At 68.3% G+C, this 17,653-nt stretch carries 18 protein-coding genes; 10 read left to right on the forward strand and 8 right to left on the reverse strand.

Going from position 1 to position 17,653, the window contains the following annotated elements; translation table 11 throughout:
* Window positions 1-261: transposase (locus F3H32_RS02815; protein ID WP_149764235.1), on the reverse strand; the 261-nt coding region annotated here is incomplete at its 3' end.
* A gap of 69 nt (window positions 262-330) precedes the next feature.
* Window positions 331-990, reverse strand: coding sequence for a histidine phosphotransferase family protein (locus F3H32_RS02820; RefSeq protein ID WP_149764237.1), 660 nt, complete (start codon window positions 988-990; stop codon window positions 331-333).
* A gap of 39 nt (window positions 991-1,029) precedes the next feature.
* On the opposite strand from F3H32_RS02820, the gene F3H32_RS02825 reads away from it, so the two are divergent.
* The 3 genes from F3H32_RS02825 to F3H32_RS02835 all read left to right on the forward strand — a co-directional run bounded on the left by F3H32_RS02825 (window position 1,030) and on the right by F3H32_RS02835 (window position 2,955).
* Complete coding sequence (locus F3H32_RS02825; protein WP_115756554.1) at window positions 1,030-1,209, forward strand: DUF3553 domain-containing protein; 180 nt, start codon at window positions 1,030-1,032, stop codon at window positions 1,207-1,209.
* Window positions 1,210-1,345: 136 nt separating this feature from the next.
* Complete coding sequence (locus F3H32_RS02830; RefSeq protein WP_149764239.1) at window positions 1,346-2,125, forward strand: GNAT family N-acetyltransferase; 780 nt, start codon at window positions 1,346-1,348, stop codon at window positions 2,123-2,125.
* A complete protein-coding gene (locus F3H32_RS02835) occupies window positions 2,122-2,955 on the forward strand; it encodes a lysophospholipid acyltransferase family protein (protein WP_149764241.1) in 834 nt (277 codons plus the stop codon). The genes F3H32_RS02830 and F3H32_RS02835 overlap by 4 nt, the downstream gene beginning before the upstream one ends.
* A 129-nt stretch (window positions 2,956-3,084) precedes the next feature.
* Here the strand turns inward: F3H32_RS02835 and F3H32_RS02840 are convergent, their stop codons facing one another.
* The 4 genes from F3H32_RS02840 to ubiE form a co-directional block, all read right to left on the reverse strand.
* Window positions 3,085-4,863 (reverse strand): SLC13 family permease, encoded by a 1,779-nt coding sequence (locus F3H32_RS02840; protein ID WP_149764243.1) that lies wholly within the window; start codon window positions 4,861-4,863, stop codon window positions 3,085-3,087.
* A 122-nt stretch (window positions 4,864-4,985) separates the two neighbouring features.
* The gene (locus tag F3H32_RS02845) at window positions 4,986-5,804 is read right to left on the reverse strand and encodes a TIGR00282 family metallophosphoesterase (RefSeq protein ID WP_149764245.1); all 819 of its coding nucleotides are present in this window, start codon (window positions 5,802-5,804) and stop codon (window positions 4,986-4,988) included.
* A gap of 75 nt (window positions 5,805-5,879) precedes the next feature.
* Complete coding sequence (gene ubiB / locus F3H32_RS02850; RefSeq protein ID WP_149764247.1) at window positions 5,880-7,415, reverse strand: 2-polyprenylphenol 6-hydroxylase; 1,536 nt, start codon at window positions 7,413-7,415, stop codon at window positions 5,880-5,882.
* A 1-nt stretch (window position 7,416) separates the two neighbouring features.
* Window positions 7,417-8,169, reverse strand: a complete 753-nt coding sequence (gene ubiE / locus F3H32_RS02855) for a bifunctional demethylmenaquinone methyltransferase/2-methoxy-6-polyprenyl-1,4-benzoquinol methylase UbiE (RefSeq protein ID WP_149764250.1) — start codon at window positions 8,167-8,169, stop codon at window positions 7,417-7,419.
* A 98-nt stretch (window positions 8,170-8,267) separates the two neighbouring features.
* On the opposite strand from ubiE, the gene mutM reads away from it, so the two are divergent.
* The 6 genes from mutM to recF all read left to right on the forward strand — a co-directional run bounded on the left by mutM (window position 8,268) and on the right by recF (window position 14,563).
* Window positions 8,268-9,113 (forward strand): bifunctional DNA-formamidopyrimidine glycosylase/DNA-(apurinic or apyrimidinic site) lyase, encoded by an 846-nt coding sequence (gene mutM, locus F3H32_RS02860; RefSeq protein WP_149764252.1) that lies wholly within the window; start codon window positions 8,268-8,270, stop codon window positions 9,111-9,113.
* A gap of 119 nt (window positions 9,114-9,232) precedes the next feature.
* Window positions 9,233-10,009, forward strand: coding sequence for an enoyl-CoA hydratase (locus F3H32_RS02865; protein WP_149764254.1), 777 nt, complete (start codon window positions 9,233-9,235; stop codon window positions 10,007-10,009).
* Window positions 10,010-10,159: 150 nt separating this feature from the next.
* The gene (gene rpsT, locus F3H32_RS02870; protein WP_115756960.1) at window positions 10,160-10,429 is read left to right on the forward strand and encodes a 30S ribosomal protein S20; all 270 of its coding nucleotides are present in this window, start codon (window positions 10,160-10,162) and stop codon (window positions 10,427-10,429) included.
* Window positions 10,430-10,937: 508 nt separating this feature from the next.
* Window positions 10,938-12,284 carry a chromosomal replication initiator protein DnaA gene (gene dnaA / locus F3H32_RS02875; protein ID WP_149764256.1) on the forward strand — a complete coding sequence of 449 codons (1,347 nt, stop codon included), beginning with the start codon at window positions 10,938-10,940 and terminating at the stop codon, window positions 12,282-12,284.
* 90 nt (window positions 12,285-12,374) lie between these two features.
* A complete protein-coding gene (gene dnaN, locus F3H32_RS02880; RefSeq protein ID WP_115756958.1) occupies window positions 12,375-13,493 on the forward strand; it encodes a DNA polymerase III subunit beta in 1,119 nt (372 codons plus the stop codon).
* On the forward strand, window positions 13,490-14,563 hold the full coding sequence (recF, locus tag F3H32_RS02885) for a DNA replication/repair protein RecF (protein WP_149764258.1): 1,074 nt from the start codon (window positions 13,490-13,492) through the stop codon (window positions 14,561-14,563). The genes dnaN and recF overlap by 4 nt, the downstream gene beginning before the upstream one ends.
* A 31-nt stretch (window positions 14,564-14,594) precedes the next feature.
* On the opposite strand, the gene F3H32_RS02890 is transcribed toward recF, so the two are convergent.
* A complete protein-coding gene (locus F3H32_RS02890; protein WP_149764260.1) occupies window positions 14,595-16,370 on the reverse strand; it encodes an adenine deaminase in 1,776 nt (591 codons plus the stop codon).
* 63 nt (window positions 16,371-16,433) lie between these two features.
* On the opposite strand from F3H32_RS02890, the gene recO reads away from it, so the two are divergent.
* Window positions 16,434-17,147, forward strand: coding sequence for a DNA repair protein RecO (gene recO, locus F3H32_RS02895; protein WP_149764262.1), 714 nt, complete (start codon window positions 16,434-16,436; stop codon window positions 17,145-17,147).
* Between the two features lie 57 nt (window positions 17,148-17,204).
* On the opposite strand, the gene F3H32_RS02900 is transcribed toward recO, so the two are convergent.
* Window positions 17,205-17,624 carry an META domain-containing protein gene (locus tag F3H32_RS02900; protein ID WP_149764264.1) on the reverse strand — a complete coding sequence of 140 codons (420 nt, stop codon included), beginning with the start codon at window positions 17,622-17,624 and terminating at the stop codon, window positions 17,205-17,207.
* Window positions 17,625-17,653 lie beyond the last annotated feature (29 nt).

Here is a 17,653-nt window from a genome sequence, read left to right on the forward strand (position 1 = left end):
ATCATCGGACAATGCTTTGAAGATACGCTCAAATACTCCCGCGGCACCCCAATCCCGGAAACGGCGGTAGACCGAGTTCCATTTCCCGAACTCCTCCGGAAGATCGCGCCATTGCGCCCCAGTCCGAGCGATCCAGAAAACCGCCTCGAGAAAAAGGCGTGCATCACCGCCCGTTCGGCCGGGATCGGTCTTCTTGCCCAAGCAATGCGGCTCAATCTTCGCCCACTGGCAATCCGTGACGATGTAGCGTTCAACTGGCATCCAAACCTCCCGTTTGGAAAGCTTGAATCAGAAATCAGCTGACAGGGGAATCCTGATACTCAACAGACCCTAGAACGCGATCTCGCCGCCGGTGTCGTCCAGCTCCCAGGCCAGCGCCCGCCCGGCGGCGCCGGCAAAGCGGGCCAGCAGCGGGAAATGCACCTCGGACGAAGCAGGCTCTGACCGCTCGCGGCCGGGAACGGCATCCAGCCAGGACCACAGCGCCGGATCGGGCTTGGTGCGGCTGCATTCCGCCACCAGCCGCCAGCCGCTGGCGCCGCGGCAGACCAGCACACTGCCGCCCCAGGGCATGGCGGTTTCCAGGCACATCACCGCCAGCAGGATCAGCCGCGCCTCGATGCGCGGCAGATCCCCCTCGGCCTCCAGCCGCAGGCGGATGCGCCCGCCCTTTTCGACATCGGCCAGAAGCGCGGCCAGTTCCGCCGGGCTAAGCCGCTGGTCTGCCGCCGCATGGCCGAAAGCCACCCGGAACCAGCGGATCCGCGCCCGCGCCGCTTCGACGCTTTCGGTGATCAGCTGCATCTCGACACTGTTGCCGATGCCGGGAAATTCGCCGGCAAGCTGCAAAAGCTCGATCCCGTTGCCGATCGCCCCCAGGGGCGAGACGATGTCGTGGCACAGCCGCGACCCGACCAGCGCCGCCAGCCGCTCGGCGGCAATGGCGGCGACGGCGGTCTCGGCCGGGCAATGGATTGTCAGATCGTCCATGGCGGGCTAGCCTGTGCGGTGCCGTGAAAGAGGCACGAGATGAATGAAATCCTGGAACCCGGCATGATCGTGCGCCATCCCGGCGCGCCCGAATGGGGCACCGGGCAAGTGCAGTCGCGCATCGGCGACCGCATCACCATCAATTTCACCCATGCTGGCAAACAGGTCGTCAATGGCAGACATATCAATCTTGAACTGGTCACAACCCACACCCCTTGAACGACAAGTGCAGAGTAATTCAACTTTTACGCGTGTCAATCGCCGTCGCGGCGCGGGGTTGCGGGCGGTTGCAATGTGACGCACCCCCGCCTAGACACGGGGCCAGAAAGCAACCAGGCGGGTTCCAGGCCGTAAGATGACGCCAGAGACGTCCTATTTCACGACCCGCCTCGCCACGGCCGAGGCCGACCTGCTCGCGGCGCAGCGCCTGCGCTATCGCGTCTTCGTCCAGGAACTGGGCGGCGACGGCCCCCAGGTCGACCATCAGGGCCGGTTCGAGCGCGACGAATTCGACCCGGTCGTGGACCATCTGGTGCTGGTGGACAGCCGCCGCTCGCGCGAGGCGCTGGACCATGTGGTCGGCGTCTATCGCCTGCTGCCGGGAGAGCGGGCGGCGGATTTCGGGCGCTTCTATTGCGACAGCGAATACGACCTGGGGCCGTTGCGGGCATCGGGGCGGTCGCTGCTGGAACTGGGGCGGTCCTGCGTCGATCCGGCCTATCGCGGCGGCTCGGGCATGTTCCTGATGTGGAACGCACTGGCCGAATATGTGCTGGCCCGCGGGATCGAAATCCTGTTCGGCGTCGCCTCGTTCCACGGCACCGATGTGCAGGCGCTGGCCCAGCCGCTTTCCTGGCTTTACCACCATCACCTGGCGCCGGCGGCGATCCGGCCCCGCGCCCGGCCCGACGGCTATCGGCCGATGGACCTGGTCCCGGCCGATCAACTGGACCGCCGCGCGGCCATGGCGGGCATGCCGGCGCTGATCAAGGCCTATCTGCGGCTGGGCGGCATGGTCGGCGATGGCGCCTGGCTGGACCGCGCCTTCAACACCACCGACGTCTTCCTGATGGTCGACACCAAGGCTATGTCGCAAAAGCACCGCAAGTTCTACGAAACCCGGCAGGGGCAATGACCGGGGGCAACCGCGCCACCTGGCGCGACCAGGTCCCACCGCCGGCCATTCCACGGCCCGGCGCGCGCGGCTGGCTGCTGGTCGTGCTGCGCGGCGGCGGCATCGCCCTGGTGCTGGCGCTGGGGGTGCTGCTGATCGTGCCGCTGCGCCTGGCCGAGCGGCTGTTTTCCGGCCCGCGCCGCCCCGTCACCGGGCCCTGGGTGCAGGGCGTCTGCCGGCTCTGCCTGTGGATCATCGGGCTGCGCTGGCGCTGCCTGGGCCGGCCGATGCACGGCCCCGGCGCGGTGGTGGCGAACCATTCAAGCTGGCTCGACATCTTCGTGCTGAACGCGGCGATGCCGGTATTCTTCGTCTCGAAATCCGAGGTGGCGGGCTGGCCGGGCATCAACATCCTGACCCGCGTCACCGACACGCATTTCGTCGCCCGCGACCCGCGGCTGGCCCGCGCCCAGGCCCAGGAATTTGCCGCCCGCACCCGCGCCGGCCACCGCCTGCTGTTCTTTCCCGAAGGCACCAGCAGCGACGGGCGCCGCGTGCTGCCCTTCAAGCCGACGCTGTTCCAGGGCTTCCTGGACCCCGCCCTGCCCCAGGGGCTGGCGATCCAGCCGATGAGCGCGCATTACCACGCGCCCCAAGGCCGCGATCCGCGCTTTTACGGCTGGTGGGACGACATGGACCTGGGGCCGCATCTGCTGGCGGTGCTGGCGCAATATCCGCAAGGCGCGGTGACGGTGCGGCTGCACGCGCCGATCCCGGTGGCCGCAGAGACCCGCAAGACCCTGGCCGCCAAGGCCCAGGGCGCGGTGCGCCGCGGCTTCGACCAGGGCTGAACGGCCCCGCCGGCGGCACGGCCGGCATGAGTATTTGGAAAACGGTGAAGACGCCAGGTCCATGCCCCCGCTTTCACCGTTTCCCAAATACTCCGGCGGCGGCGAAGCCAGGAGCCGCGGCCCCTGGTCTTACAGCGGCCAGAACAGCGGGATGGTCAGGCAGGCGACGATGCCGCAGATGATGTCCAGCGGCACGCCGACCCGCAGGAAATCGCTGAACCTGTAGCCGCCGGGGCCATAGACCATCAGATGCGTCTGATAGCCGATGGGCGTGGCAAAGGCGACGGTGGCCGCGAACATCACCGCGACGACATAGGGGCGCGGATCGTGGCCCAGCGAATTGGCCAGCGCGATGGCAACCGGGGTCAGCAGCACCGCGACGGCATTGTTCGACAGCATCTCGGTCATCACCAGGCCCAGGAAATAGACGGCGATCAGCGTGGCAAAGGGGGGCAGGCCGGCAAGGCGGGGCGCGACCGCATCGACCACCAGGGTGATCGTGCCGGTATGTTCCAGCGCCTCGCCCACCGCCAGCATGGCGAAGATCATCGCCATCAGCCGGGCATCGACGAATTCGAACGCCTCTTCGGTGTCCACGCAACGCGTGATCAGGACCACGGCGGCGGCCATGAACGACAGGGCCATGATCGGCGCCACGTCGAACGCGGCCAGCGTGACCACCGACAAAAGCGACAGGATGGCGATCGGCGCCTTGCGGCGGCGGAACGGCCGGGCCGAGGGGCGCGAGACATCGACCAGCTCCATGTCCGCGGCAAGGCGGGCGATATCCTCGGGCGCGCCTTCCAAAAGCAGCGTGTCGCCGACCTGCACCACCAGGTCGTCCAGTTTCCGGCCGATGTTCTGGCTGCGCCGATGCGCGGCCAGCACATAGACCCCGTAGCGCCGGCGCAGGCGCATGTCGCCCAGCCGCCGCCCGACCAGCCGCGCGCCGGGCGAGATCAGCACCTCGACCGTATCGGTGGCGACGGAACTGAGCTTGTCCACCATCTGGAAGTTCTTGTTGGCCTGCATTTCCAGCAGGTCCGCCATTTCCGAGCGCAGCACCACCCGGTCGCCCGGTTCCAGCACCACCTCGGGCAGGTTGCGCCGCAGCGAAGCGTCGCCGCGCAGCACGTCGATGACCCGCACCGCCTCGCGCTTGAAGATCGGCGCCGACAGCACCGGCTGGCCGACCAGGCTGGAATCGCCGGGAATGGCGACCTCGGTGAAATATTTCATCTCGCGCCGGCCGCCCAGGAAGCCGGCCAGCGAGGTGCGGTCGGGCAACAGCCGCCAGCCGATGGTGGCGAAATAGGCGATGCCGGCCAGGGTGATGGCGATGCCGACCGGCGCGATCTCGAAGATGGTAAAGGGGGCCATGCCCGCCTCGCGCGCGACGCCGTCCACCAGCAGGTTGGTCGAGGTGCCGATCAGCGTGATCATGCCCGCCAGGATGGTCATGTAGCTTAGCGGGATCAGCAGCTTCGAGGCGGGGATCCTGGCCCGCAGCCCAAGCTGGATCAGGATCGGGATCATCACCGCCACCACCGGGGTGTTGTTCATGACCGTCGAGGCCAGGATGATGAAGCCGAAGGTCAGCCCGATGGTCAGGAACGGCCGGTCGGCGGCCTGTCGCGTCACCATGCCCGACAGGATCTCCAGCGCGCCGGTGCGCAAAAGCCCGCCCATGATCATGAACATGAAGGCGATGGTCCAGGGCGCCGCGTTCGAAAGCACCCCGGCGGCGTCCTTGATGGGCAGCAGGCCCAGAAGCATCAGCACCGCGGCGGTGCCGATCGCCACCACTTCGGGCGGGCGCTTTTCGCGGACGAACTCGATGAACATGACGGCGACGATAAGCAGCATCGCAACCGACGCATTGGTTCCGGTCAGTTCAAAGCCCAGCATGAAACCCCGTGGCGTAGCGCCGCTAAATCACGGCCCGTTCGATGGGTAATAGAATTATTTAGCCCGGCGTCGCAAGCGAAAGCCGCCGCGGCCCCTGTGGCGGCCCTGTGGCCGCCCGCCCGTCAGGCGCGGGGCGGCGTTGCGGCCAGCCGGCCGCCCTGGCGCAGCGGCTCGACCGCGACGGCCTTGCCGCTGCGGTCGTCGGTGGTCACAAGCACCCCTGCAAGCGTGGCCTCGGCCTCGGCCGGGGTAAAGCGTTCCTGGGCCATGCCGGTCAGGAAGCGGCGCAGCGGCTCGGCCTTTTCCATGCCGATCACGCTGTCATAATCGCCGCACATGCCGGCGTCGGTCTGATAGGCGGTGCCGCGGTTCAGGATCATCGCGTCGGCGGTCGGCACATGGGTATGGGTGCCCACGACCAGGCTGGCGCGGCCGTCGCACCAATGGCCCATGGCCATCTTTTCGCTGGTCGCCTCGGCATGGATGTCGACCACCGCGGCCTGCACCAGCCCGCCCAGCGGATGGGCGCGCAGCACCGTGTCGATGGCGGAAAACGGATCGTCGAAGGGCCGCTTCATGAAGACCTGGCCCAGCACCTGCGCCACCAGCACCTTGCGGCCGCGCGTCGCCTGAAACACCCGCGCGCCACGGCCGGGCGCGACCTTGGAATAGTTCAGCGGCCGGATGATGCGCGGCTCGGTCTCGATAAAGGACAGCATTTCCTTTTGGTCAAAGGCGTGGTCGCCCAGGGTGATGCAATCGGCCCCGGCCTCCAGGATCAGCTTGGCATGGCCGCCGGTCAGCCCCATGCCGCCGCTGGCGTTTTCGCCGTTCACCACGGTGAAATCGACGCCCAGCCGTTCCTTGAGCGGGCCAAGCCCTTCTGCAATCGCGCGCCGTCCCGCGCGCCCCATCACATCGCCAAGATAAAGAATCCGCATGGGCCAGCGTTAGGCGAAAGCGGGGGCGCGCTCAAGCCCCCGCAGGTTCGGCCAGCCGCAGAATCGGGCGGCGGGCTAGACCAGCCACGCGCCCAGCGCCACGCCCGCCAGCGCCGCGACCGCGCCCAGCGCCACGCCCGCGCCAAAGCCGCGGCGGCGGCGGGGCGGCGGCGGAGGCGGCGGCTCGCGCAGCAGTTCCGGCATGCGGCGTTCCAGGAACTCTGGCAGCAGCGGCGCGAATCGGCCCAGCACCTGTGCCGCGCGCGTCAGGTCGCGCAGCGCCGCATGGGGGCCCAGATTGTCGCGGATATAGCTTTCCACCACCGGCCGGGCGACCTCCCACATGTTGATCTGCGGATCCAGCGAGCGGGCGACGCCCTCGACCACCACCATGGTGCGTTGCAGCAGGATCAGTTCGGTCCGCGTGGCCATGCCGAAGCGTTCCGTCACCTCGAACAGATAGGCCAGCAGGTTGGCCATGGAAATCCGGCTGGCATCGGCGCCGAAGATCGGCTCGCCCACGGCGCGCAGCGCGCGGGCGAATTCCTTGATGTCGCGGTCGGGCGGCACATAGCCCGCCTCGAAATGCACCCGCGCGACGCGTTCATAGTCGCGGCGGATAAAGCCCATCAGGATTTCTGCATAGACGCGGCGGGTATATTCGTCGATCTCGCCCATGATGCCGAAATCATAGACGATGATATCGCCGTTCCTGGCCACCTTCAGGTTGCCCTGGTGCATGTCGGCATGGAAATAGCCGTCGCGCAGCGCATGGCGCAGGAAAAGCTGAAGCACGCGCGCGCCGATGGCCGGCAGGTCGTGCCCCGCCGCCCGCAGGGCCGCGACGTCGCCCATCGGCAGCCCCTCGGCCCAGTCGGTGGTCAGCACGCGGCGGGCGCTCAGGTGCCAATAGGGAACCGGCACCGCCATCCCCTCGTCGCCCGTGGTGTTCTCGGCGAATTCCGAGGCCGAGGCGGCTTCCAGCCGCAGGTCCAGTTCGCCCGACACCACCGATTCGAAATGCGCGACCACGTCGCGCGGCCGCAGCCGCCGGGTCGAGGGCGACAGCCGCTCGATCATGCCGGCGGCGAAATGGAAGGCGTCGATGTCGCGGCGAAAGGCGGCCTCGATGCCCGGCCGCAGCACCTTGACCGCCACCTCGCGGCCATTGTCCAGCCGCCGCGCCCGATGCACCTGCGCGATCGAGGCCGCGGCCACGGGTTCGGAAAAGGTGCTGAACAGCGCCTCGACCGGGCGGCCCAGCTCGGCGGCGACGGTGCGGCGCGCCTGTTCCTGCGCAAAGGGCGCCAGCCGGTCCTGAAGCATCGAAAGCTGAAGCGCCAGTTCCACGCCGACCACATCGGGGCGCGTGGACAGGATCTGGCCGAATTTCACATAGGCCGGCCCCAGCGCGGTGATGGCGCGGGTGACGGGCGGCAGCGCCGGGTCGCCCTTGTAGCCCAGCCAGGCAAAGGGCCAGCCCAGGATGCGCGCGGCGATGCGCAGGCGGGCGGGCGCATCGGCGGCGTCCAGCGCGACCTTCATCGCGCCGGTGCGCTCGAACGTGGCGCCGGTGCGGATCAGCCGCCAGATATTGTGCGGGCCGCGCATGCTAAAGCTTCCAGCCCGAATGCAACGCCGCGATGCCCATCGACAGGTTGCGCCACTGCACGCGGCCGAAGCCCGCTTCGCGGATCATCTCGGCGAATGTCTCCTGGTCGGGGAACTTGCGGATGGATTCGACCAGGTATTGATAGCTGTCGCGGTCGTTCGCGACGACCAGGCCCATGACCGGGATCACGTTGAAACTGTAGCGGTCGTAAAGCCATTGCAGCATCGGCACCGGCATCTGGCTGAACTCCAGCACCATCAGCCGGCCGCCGGGGCGCAGCACGCGGCGCGCCTCGGCCAGGGCCTGCGGAATGCGGGTGACGTTGCGGATGCCGAAGCTGATCGTGTAGCGGTCGAAGCTGTCATCGGCAAAGGGCAGCGCCATGGCGTCGCCCGTGACCCAGGCCAGGCGAGAGGCCAGCTTGCCGGCCTGGGCGCGATTGCGCCCCTCGACCAGCATCGATTCGGTCATGTCGCAGACGGTGACGCGCCCGCCCGGCGCGCGTTCCAGGAAGCGAAAGGCGATGTCGCCGGTGCCGCCGGCCACATCCAGCAGGTGCTGGCCGTCGCGCGGCGCCAGCCAGTCCATCATCGCGGTCTTCCAGATGCGGTGGACGCCGCCGCTCATCAGGTCGTTCATCACGTCATAGCGCGAGGCGACGCGCGAAAAGACGCCATGGACCAGCCCGGCCTTGTCCGTTTCGGCCACGGTGCGAAAGCCGAAATGGGTCTGCTTTGGCTCGTCAGGGGTCATGTCGCTTGTCCATCCGTCGTTTCGCGCCCAGATAGTCCGAAAACGCGCCGCGCGCCATAGCAAGGCCGCGGCGGCACCATGCGACGAACGGGAAGAAAATGCCAGAACTGCCAGAGGTCGAAACCGTCCGGCGCGGCCTTGAGCCGCATCTTGAAGGCCGCGTCATCGCCCGCGCCGAGGCCCGCCGCCCCGACCTGCGCTGGCCGCTGCCGCCGGACCTGGTCCAGGTCCTGACCGGCGCGCGGGTGACGCGGCTGCGGCGGCGGTCGAAATACATCCTGGCCGAGCTTGGGGACCGCGGCAGCCTGCTTTTGCACCTGGGCATGTCGGGGCGGATGCTGATCGAAGGGGAAAGCCAGGGCGAGTTCCACCGCGACCCGGCGATCCTGCCGCGCCACGACCATGTGGTGATCTGGACCGACCAGGGCACGCGCATCACCTTCAACGACGCGCGGCGATTCGGCATGGTGGACCTGGTGCCGCCGGGGGCCGACCACCCGCTGCTGGCGCATCTGGGCCCCGAGCCGCTGTCGGACAGCTTTACCCCCCAAGGGCTGGCGGGCGCGCTGGCCGGGCGGCGCATGCCGGTCAAGGCGGCGCTGCTGGACCAGCGCATCGTGGCGGGGCTGGGCAATATCTATGTCTCCGAGGCGCTGCATCGCGCCGGGATCGACCCGCGCCGGCTGGCCGGCCAGGTCGCCGCGCCCGAACTGGGGGCGCTGGTCGGCCATGTCCGCGCCGTGCTGGAAGAGGCGATCGCGGCCGGCGGATCAAGCCTGCGCGACCACCGCCAGGCGACGGGCGAGCTGGGCTATTTCCAGCATTCCTTCCGCGTCTATGGCCGCGAGGGCGCGCCCTGCCCGACGCCCGGCTGCGCGGGCATGGTGCAGCGCATCGTGCAATCGGGCCGGTCCAGCTTTTTCTGCCCGCTCTGCCAGAAGTGAAGCCGCCTGCGGCGGCTGCCTCCGGCGGGGATATTTGGGCACGAAAGAAGCGCGCTGGCCATGCCTGCGCGGATTTGTTACGAGTCGCGGTCAACTTGCTTGCGAAAGGCGAAGAGTCGATGGCTTACCAGACCCTCACCGTCGAAGTCGACGATTATGTGGCGCTGATCCGGCTGAACCGGCCCGAGGCGCTGAACGCGCTGAACGCGCAGCTTCTGGGCGAGTTGGGCGATGCGCTGGCGGATGCGGACCGCAATGAAAAGGTGCGCTGCATCGTGCTGACCGGCAGCGAGAAAGCCTTTGCCGCCGGCGCCGACATCAAGGAAATGTCCACCAAAAGCTTTGTCGATGTCTATGCCGGCGACCTGTTCGGCCCCGAGATCGACCGCATCACCGCCACGCGCAAGCCGGTCATCGCCGCGGTGTCCGGCTATGCGCTGGGGGGCGGTTGCGAGTTGGCCATGGCCTGCGACTTCATCATCTGCGCCGATAATGCCAAGTTCGGCCAGCCCGAGATCAACCTGGGCGTCATCGCCGGCATCGGCGGCACCCAGCGCCTGACCCGTTTCGTCGGCAAGTCCAAGGCGATGGACATGCATCTGACCGGCCGCTTCATGGACGCGGCCGAGGCCGAGCGCTCGGGCCTGGTCAGCCGGGTCGTGCCGGCCGCCAAGCTGATCGCCGAGGCGATGGCCGCCGCCCGCAAGATCGCCGAAAAAAGCCAGGTCGCCGCCATGTCCGCCAAGGAGGCGGTGAACCGCGCCTATGAAACGACATTGCGCGAAGGCATCCTGTTCGAGCGCCGCACCTTCCAGGCGCTGTTTTCCACCGAGGACCAGAAAGAAGGCATGGCCGCCTTTCTGGAAAAGCGCGAGCCGCAGTTCCGCGACCGCTGATTGGCGCTTGGCATCGGGCGCGAATGGCTTTATAGGCCCAGGCTTACATGCGTGTGGGCCCGCTTAAAGGCAAGAATCAGGACCGTCCCCTTGGGACGGTGCCATGGGCTTTGCGCAATCAGGACATGAAGAACAGATAGGACCGCACCCATGGCCAATACGCCCCAGTCCCAGAAGCGCGCCCGCCAGATCGAGCGCCGCACCGCCGTCAACAAGGCCCGCCGCTCGCGCATCCGCACCTTCCTGCGCAAGGTCGAGGAAGCCATCGCCGGCGGCAATGCCGAAACCGCGCGCGAGGCGCTGCGGATCGCCCAGCCCGAATTGATGCGCGGCGTGACCAAGGGCGTCATCCACAAGAACACCGCCGCGCGCAAGCTGTCGCGTCTTTCGGCGCGGGTCAAGGCGCTGGCCACGGCCTGAGCGGCTGCGGCATTTTCGCAACTTTCGGTAGAATTGGCCAAGGGCGCGCACCAATCGGGCGCGCCCTTGCGCATGGGCAACAGCCGGATTTTCCTAGCTTTTCCAGGCAATTTCCCCCACCTGCCCCAGCGTGGCCCGGCCGCCAGATTCGATCAGCCAAAGTGACTGTCAAGCAAGAAGATCGGTTGCTGGCGATGCGTGGTTCTTGCTAGCGTGTAGCCTGCGATTCACCGTCGCGCCTGGGGGACATGCCCTGAACCGTCGGCTCTGCCGCCGACAGGCAGGGCGGCAGCAGATCGGACAGATCCGCTACCGATGATGATGCAGCCGGCTGCCACCGGCCTGTATCGCATGTCTGCAAGTTTCGGCCGCAAGACGGCCCGCAGGTCGCCCTTGGCGGCCGGGGCTTTCTATTGCCGAAATATCCTGCGTTCAGGCTGCGGCACCGGATCGCCTCACGTCGGAAAAATCCGGCGGCATGTGGGGACAAGAGACGGAACCGGACGAGATGGACAGACTTTGGGGGCAGGCGCGTGAAGAACTTCAGAAAATCGTCGGAACCGACAGTTTCTCGACCTGGATCGAACCGCTGCGGCTGACCGGCGTCGCGGACGGCACCGCCACCATCGCCTGCCCGACGCGGTTCCTGTCCGACTGGGTGTCGCGCCATTACAGCGACGACATCCTCAAGGTGCTGGACCGCATGGGCGGCCCGGTGCAGCGGCTAAGCTTCGAAACCCGCAGCCAGACCGCGCGCCAGGCCGCCGCGCCCGCCGTCAAGCGCCCCGCCCCCCGCCCCGCCGCGGGCGAAGAGGAACTGGCCGCGCCGCTGGACAGCCGCTTTACCTTTGACAATTTCGTGGTGGGCAAGCCCAACGAACTGGCCCATGCCGCCGCCCGCCGCGTGGCCGAAGGGGGTCCCGTCACCTTCAACCCGCTGTTTCTTTACGGCGGCGTCGGCCTGGGCAAGACCCACCTGATGCATGCCATCGCCCGCGAGATCCAGGCCCGCCAGCCCGAGGCGCGGGTGCTTTACCTGTCGGCCGAACAGTTCATGTATCGCTTTGTCCAGGCGCTGCGCGACCGCACCGTCATGGATTTCAAGGAGCTGTTCCGCACCGTATCCGTGCTGATGGTCGATGACGTGCAATTCATCGCCGGCAAGGATTCCACGCAAGAGGAATTCTTCCACACCTTCAACACCCTGGTCGACCAGGGCAAGCAGATCGTCATTTCCGCCGACCGCGCGCCGGGCGAGATCAAGGACATGGAGGAGCGCATCAAGTCGCGCCTGCAATGCGGGCTGGTGGTGGACCTGCACCCGACCGATTACGAATTGCGCCTGGGCATCCTGCAAAGCAAGACCGACAGCTTCCGCGCGCAATATCCCGGCCTGCTGATCGCGCCGGGGGTGCTGGAATTCCTGGCCCACCGCATCACCTCGAATGTCCGGGTGCTGGAGGGGGCCTTGCAGCGGCTGTTTGCATTCGCCAGCCTGATGGGGCGGGAAATCACCCTGGACATGGCCCAGGAATGCCTGGCCGACATCCTGCGGGCCAATGACCGCAAGGTCTCGATCGAGGAAATCCAGCGCAAGGTGGCCGAGCATTACAATATCCGCCTGGCCGACATGATCGGGCCCAAGCGGGTGCGCACCGTCGCCCGGCCGCGCCAGATCGCCATGTATCTGGCCAAGCAGATGACCTCGCGCAGCCTGCCGGAAATCGGCCGCCGCTTTGGCGGGCGCGATCATACCACCATCATGCACGGCGTGAAGAAGATCGAGGAATTGCGCAGCGCCGACCGCGGCCTGTCCGAGGATATCGACCTGCTGCGCCGGCTGCTGGAAACCTGATCATCTGCTTGACCTTGCGCGGGATTGTGCCACATTGGCGCCCCGCGGGGCGGGTGCGGGGACAAGGCTGGAAAGACATAAGGGTTGACCATGAAATTCTCGATCGAACGTGCCGATCTGGTGAAGGCCGTATCCCAGGCCCAGTCCGTGGTCGAACGCCGCAACACCATCCCGATCCTTGCCAACGTGCTGATCGAGGCGGCGCCGGATGGCGTCAGCTTCCGCGCCACCGACCTGGACACCGAGATCGTGGACCGCGCCACCGCCCAGGTCGAGCGGCCGGGCGCCACCACCGTCTCGGCCGGGATGCTGAACGACATCGCCCGCAAGCTGCCCGACGGCGCGCTGGTGCAGCTTAGCCTGGACGCCGCCTCGGGGCGGCTGTCGGTGCAGGCGGGGCGGTCGAATTTCAGCCTGGCCACCCTGCCGCGCGAGGATTTTCCGGTCATGTCCTCGTCGGAATATTCGGCGAATTTCACCGCCCCCGCGACGGTGCTGCGCCGGCTGTTCGACAAGTCGAAATTCGCGATTTCCAACGAGGAAACCCGCTATTACCTGAACGGCGTCTACATGCATGTGGCCCAGGCCGAGGACGGGCCATCCCTGCGCTGCGTCGCCACCGACGGCCACCGGCTGGCGCGGATCGACGCAGCCCTGCCCGCGGGGGCCGAGGACATGCCCGGCGTGATCGTGCCGCGCAAGACCGTGGCCGAGCTGCGCAAGCTTCTGGACGATGACGAGGCCGAGATCGCCGTTTCCGTCAGCGAAACCAAGGTGCGTTTCGCCACGCCGACGCTGACCCTGACCTCGAAGGTGATCGACGGCACCTTCCCGGATTATTCCCGCGTGATCCCTTCGGGCAATACCCGCAAGCTGGAGGTCGATGCCGGCGATTTCGCCAAGGCGGTGGACCGGGTGGCGACCGTCAGCAGCGAACGCTCGCGCGCGGTGAAGCTGTCTTTGGACGAAGACCGGCTGGTCCTGTCGGTGAACGCCCCCGATGCCGGCGCCGCGGATGAAGAACTGTCCGTCGCATATGCCGACGAGCCGCTGGAAATCGGCTTCAACGCCAAATACCTGCACGAGATCGCCAGCCAGATCGAGCGCGAGAACGCGGTCTTCCTGTTCAACGGTTCGGGCGATGCGGCGCTGATCCGCGAAGGGGGCGACACCAGCGCGGTCTATGTCGTCATGCCGATGCGCGTGTGACCCTGACCCGCCTGCACCTGACCCAGTTCCGCAGCTGGGCCAGGCTGGAAATCCAGGCGGATCGCCGCCCCGTCGCCATTCATGGCCCGAACGGCGCGGGCAAGACCAATATCCTGGAAGCCGTCTCGATGCTGTCGCCCGGCCGGGGCATGCGCGGCGCCGCACCCGGCGACCAGGCCCGCAAGGGGCCGGGGGTCGGCTGGCAGATCGCGGCCCGGATCGGCGACCATCAGGTGACGACCCGCGCCCTGCCCGGCCAGCCGCGCGAGGTGGCGATCGACGACAAGCCTTCGACCCAGATCGCGCTTGGCCGGCTGATGCGGGTGATCTGGCTGACCCCGGCCATGGACCGGCTGTGGACCGATGCGCCCGAACAGCGCCGCCGCTTCCTGGACCGCGTCACGCTAAGCTTTACCCCCGGCCATGCCGAGGATGCGCTGGCCTATGACAAGGCCATGCGCGAAAGAAACCGCCTGCTGCGCGACGAGATCCGCGACCCCGGCTGGTATCGCGCGCTGGAGGCGCAGATGGCCCAGGCCGGCGCGGCCCTGACCCGCAACCGGCTGGACGCCATAGCCCGGATCATGGCGGCGCAAGACGGGGCCGAGACCGCCTTTCCCGCCGCCAGCCTGGCGCTTTTGCCGGGCGAAGGCGCGGCCGACGATCCCGACGCCGAAAGCATCGCCGACCGCCTGGCGCAGGGGCGCGGCCGCGACATGGCGGCCGGGCGCACGCTGAGCGGCCCGCATCGCGCCGATCTGGGCGCGCATTGGGGGCCGCAGGCCATGCCCGCGGCGCTGTCCTCGACCGGCGAGCAGAAGGCGCTGCTTCTGTCGCTGATCCTGGCCAATGCCCGCGCGCTGGAGGGCGAGCGCCCGGTTCTGCTGCTGGATGAGGTGGCGGCGCATCTGGACGCCGGCCGCCGCGCGGCGCTTTACGATGAAATCTGCGCGCTGGACGCCCAGGCCTGGCTGACCGGCACCGGGCCGGAGCTGTTCGAGGCGCTGCGCGGCCGCGCGCAATTCGTCGCTGTCGCGCGGGAGGGCGAGACCTCGGCCATGGGTATTTGAAAAACGGTGAAAAGCGCAGGCCAGGCAAGCGTCAGGCGAACAGGTCGGTCAGTTCGAAGCGGGTGACGTCGACCAGCCCCAGATCCGAGATGCGCAGTTCCGGGATCACCACCAGTGCCAAGAGCGAATGCTGCATATAGGCGTTGTTGAGCCGGCAGCCGCAATCCTGCATGGCCTGGACGATGGCCTGCGCGGCCCCGGCCACCTCGGGGGCGGGGCGGTCGGAGATCAGCCCGGCGATGGGCAGCGCCACCGTCGCCAGTTCCGCGCCGTCGCGGAACAGGGTGACGCCGCCGCCGATCCGGCCCAAGTGATTGGCCGCCGCCGCCATGCTGTCGCGGCAGGTGCCGACGACGATCATGTGGTGGCTGTCATGCGCCACGGTCGAGGCCATGGCCATCCGGCCCCGGTAGCCGAAGCCCGAGACAAAGCCGTTCACCACGCCGCCCGTGGCCCGGTGGCGTTCGACCAGGGCGATATGGCAGGTCTCGCCCCGCCCCTCGATCACGCCGTCGCGGATCGGCAGCTCGGCGGTCAGGGCGCGGGTCGGGGCCTGGTTCTCGACCACGCCGATCACCCGCACGCGGGCGCTGTCGCCGCTGGCGCGGACGGCGAAATCGGCGGCGGCGAGTTCCTTGCCCAGATGCACCGAGCTGCGCGCCGCCTCGGGCCAGGCGATGCGCGGGCAATCGACCAGCAGCCGGCCCTGTTCGGCGACCAGCCGGCCCTGGGCGATCACCGCCTCGACGGGCAGGCTTCGCAGGTCCGGGGTCAGGATCACATCCGCCCGCCGGCCCGGCGTGATGCTGCCCAGTTCGCGTTCCAGCCCGAAATGCTGGGCGGCGTTGATCGTTGCCATCTGGATCGCCACCAGCGGGTCGCAGCCGCAGGCGATGGCATGGCGCAGGACGCGGTTCATATGCCCGTCATGGACCAGCGTGCCGGAATGGCTGTCATCGGTGCAAAGGATGAAGAAGCGCGGGTCGAGTCCCTTTTCGGTGATGGCGGTGATCTGGCTTGCCACGTCATACCAGGCCGAGCCCAGCCGCATCATGCAGCCCATGCCCTGGCGCACGCGGGCGATGCCCTGCGCCTCGGTCGTGGTCTCGTGGTCGTCATTGGCGCCGCCGGCGACATAGGCGTGGAAGGGCCGGCCCAGGTCGGGGCTGGCGTAATGGCCGCCCACCGTCTTGCCGGCGGCGCGGGTGGCGGCGATTTCGGCCAGCATCTGGCTGTCGCCCGCGGCGACGCCGGGAAAGTTCATCATCTCGCCCAAGGCCACGATGCCGTCCCAGCCCATGGCCTGCGCCACCTCGCCCTCGGTGATCGGCTGGCCGGTGGTTTCCAGGCCGGGGGCGGATGGCGCGCAGCTTGGCATCTGGGTGAACATGCTGATCGGCTGCAAAAGCGATTCGTCGCGCATCAGCCGCACGCCGTCCAGCCCCAGAACATTGGCGATCTCGTGCGGGTCGTGGAAGATCGTCGTGGTGCCATGCGGGATCACCGCCGCCGCGAATCCGGCGGGCGTCAGCATCCCCGATTCGACATGCATATGCGCGTCGATCAGGCCCGGGACCATGTAGCGGCCCGCCGCCTCGATCACCTGCGTCTCGGGGCCGACAGCGGGACCGGCATCGGGGCCGACATAGGCCACGCGGCCATCGGCCACGGCGATGTCGGTTCCGGGGATCACCTCGCGCGTGTGGACATTGACCCATTGCCCGTCCCGGATCACCAGATCGGCGGGCGCGCGCCCCGCCGCCACCTCGACCAGCCGCGCCTGGGCCTCGATCCACGGTTTCAACATGCCTGTCTCCTTGTTCATCCCCCGCAGATTGCGGCAGGGTGGCGCGAAAGGAAAGGCGGCGCGATGGAATGGAGCGGCGAGGCCAGCGTGATGGCGCAGCACAGGCACGGCGAAAGCGCGGTGATCCTGACCGTTCTGACGCGCGAGGCGGGGCTGATCCGCGGCCTGGTGCCCGGCGGGGCCAGCGCCCGGCGCGCCGCCATGCTGCAACCCGGCAACCGCATCAGCCTGCGCTGGCGGGCGCGGCTGGAGGATCAGCTGGGCACATTCGCGGCCGAGCCGGCGCGGGCGCGGCCGGGGCTGCTGGCCGGGGCCGATGCGCTGGCGGGCGTGAATGCCGTCACCGCGCTTGTGACCTTTGCCCTGCCCGAACGCGACCCCCATCCCCGCCTGGCCGACACGACCGAGACGCTTCTGGACCAGATGGACGCGGGCGCGGATTGGGCGGAAACCTATCTGCGCTGGGAAATGCGGCTGCTGGACGAGCTGGGCTTTGGCCTTGACCTGACCCGCTGCGCGGTGACCGGCACGCGCGACGGGCTGGCCTATGTCAGCCCGCGCTCGGGCCGGGCGGTGTCGGCGCAGGCGGCGGGGGATTGGGCGCCGCGGCTTTTGCCGCTGCCCGCCATGCTGGGCGGGCGCGGCAATGGCGGGATCGGCGATGCGCTGGCCGTGACCGGGCATTTCCTGAACGCGCGCCTGGCCGAAGGCCATGCGGGCAAGCCCCTGCCCCCGGCCCGCGCCCGGCTGGTGGCCCGGCTGGCCGGGCGCGACTAGGCGGCGGTCACGAGCCTTGCGCGGACCTGCACCCGCCGGGCGCCGGGCAAAGCGCCGTCATTCCTTGCGCTGGCCCGGCTCATAGGTCAGATAGGTCGGCCCCTGGATGGTCAGCACCCCGCCTTGGAAGGTGATGCCGTCGGCCCCCGAAAGCGCCTGGAAATAGCGCGATTCCAGTTCCCCGGCCCTGCCCGAACAGGCCATCTTCGTCGTGACCAGCGGACCCAGGGCAAAGCCCGGCGGCTCGGCGTTTTGCGCCGCCGAATAGCTGTTGCAGGGCGCGCGGCCGGAAACCGAGCCGTCGGCCTCGATCGTCAGGCCGACATTGCGCTGCGGCACGGTGTCCGAGCCGATGCCGACCAGCACATAGGCGCCGGTCGGGATATTGCTGCCCGGCACGTCGGGCGTGGCCGGCTCGCAGGCGGCAAGGCCAAGCGTGGCGGCAAAGGCCGCGGAAATCATCGGGATGCGGGTCATGGACAGCTCCGTTCAGTTTGGTTGCCGTC

The organism is Paracoccus thiocyanatus (assembly GCF_900156255.1).
GTDB lineage: Bacteria > Pseudomonadota > Alphaproteobacteria > Rhodobacterales > Rhodobacteraceae > Paracoccus > Paracoccus thiocyanatus.

Bases quoted from the DNA above. Each gene is read 5' to 3' on its own strand.
- F3H32_RS02820 (WP_149764237.1), bottom strand. From the start codon at position 990: ATGGACGATCTGACAATCCATTGCCCGGCCGAGACCGCCGTCGCCGCC.
- F3H32_RS02825 (WP_115756554.1), top strand. From the start codon at position 1,030: ATGAATGAAATCCTGGAACCCGGCATGATCGTGCGCCATCCCGGCGCG.
- F3H32_RS02830 (WP_149764239.1), top strand. From the start codon at position 1,346: ATGACGCCAGAGACGTCCTATTTCACGACCCGCCTCGCCACGGCCGAG.
- F3H32_RS02835 (WP_149764241.1), top strand. From the start codon at position 2,122: ATGACCGGGGGCAACCGCGCCACCTGGCGCGACCAGGTCCCACCGCCG.
- F3H32_RS02840 (WP_149764243.1), bottom strand. From the start codon at position 4,863: ATGCTGGGCTTTGAACTGACCGGAACCAATGCGTCGGTTGCGATGCTG.
- F3H32_RS02845 (WP_149764245.1), bottom strand. From the start codon at position 5,804: ATGCGGATTCTTTATCTTGGCGATGTGATGGGGCGCGCGGGACGGCGC.
- ubiB (WP_149764247.1), bottom strand. From the start codon at position 7,415: ATGCGCGGCCCGCACAATATCTGGCGGCTGATCCGCACCGGCGCCACG.
- ubiE (WP_149764250.1), bottom strand. From the start codon at position 8,169: ATGACCCCTGACGAGCCAAAGCAGACCCATTTCGGCTTTCGCACCGTG.
- mutM (WP_149764252.1), top strand. From the start codon at position 8,268: ATGCCAGAACTGCCAGAGGTCGAAACCGTCCGGCGCGGCCTTGAGCCG.
- F3H32_RS02865 (WP_149764254.1), top strand. From the start codon at position 9,233: ATGGCTTACCAGACCCTCACCGTCGAAGTCGACGATTATGTGGCGCTG.
- rpsT (WP_115756960.1), top strand. From the start codon at position 10,160: ATGGCCAATACGCCCCAGTCCCAGAAGCGCGCCCGCCAGATCGAGCGC.
- dnaA (WP_149764256.1), top strand. From the start codon at position 10,938: ATGGACAGACTTTGGGGGCAGGCGCGTGAAGAACTTCAGAAAATCGTC.
- dnaN (WP_115756958.1), top strand. From the start codon at position 12,375: ATGAAATTCTCGATCGAACGTGCCGATCTGGTGAAGGCCGTATCCCAG.
- F3H32_RS02890 (WP_149764260.1), bottom strand. From the start codon at position 16,370: ATGTTGAAACCGTGGATCGAGGCCCAGGCGCGGCTGGTCGAGGTGGCG.
- recO (WP_149764262.1), top strand. From the start codon at position 16,434: ATGGAATGGAGCGGCGAGGCCAGCGTGATGGCGCAGCACAGGCACGGC.
- F3H32_RS02900 (WP_149764264.1), bottom strand. From the start codon at position 17,624: ATGACCCGCATCCCGATGATTTCCGCGGCCTTTGCCGCCACGCTTGGC.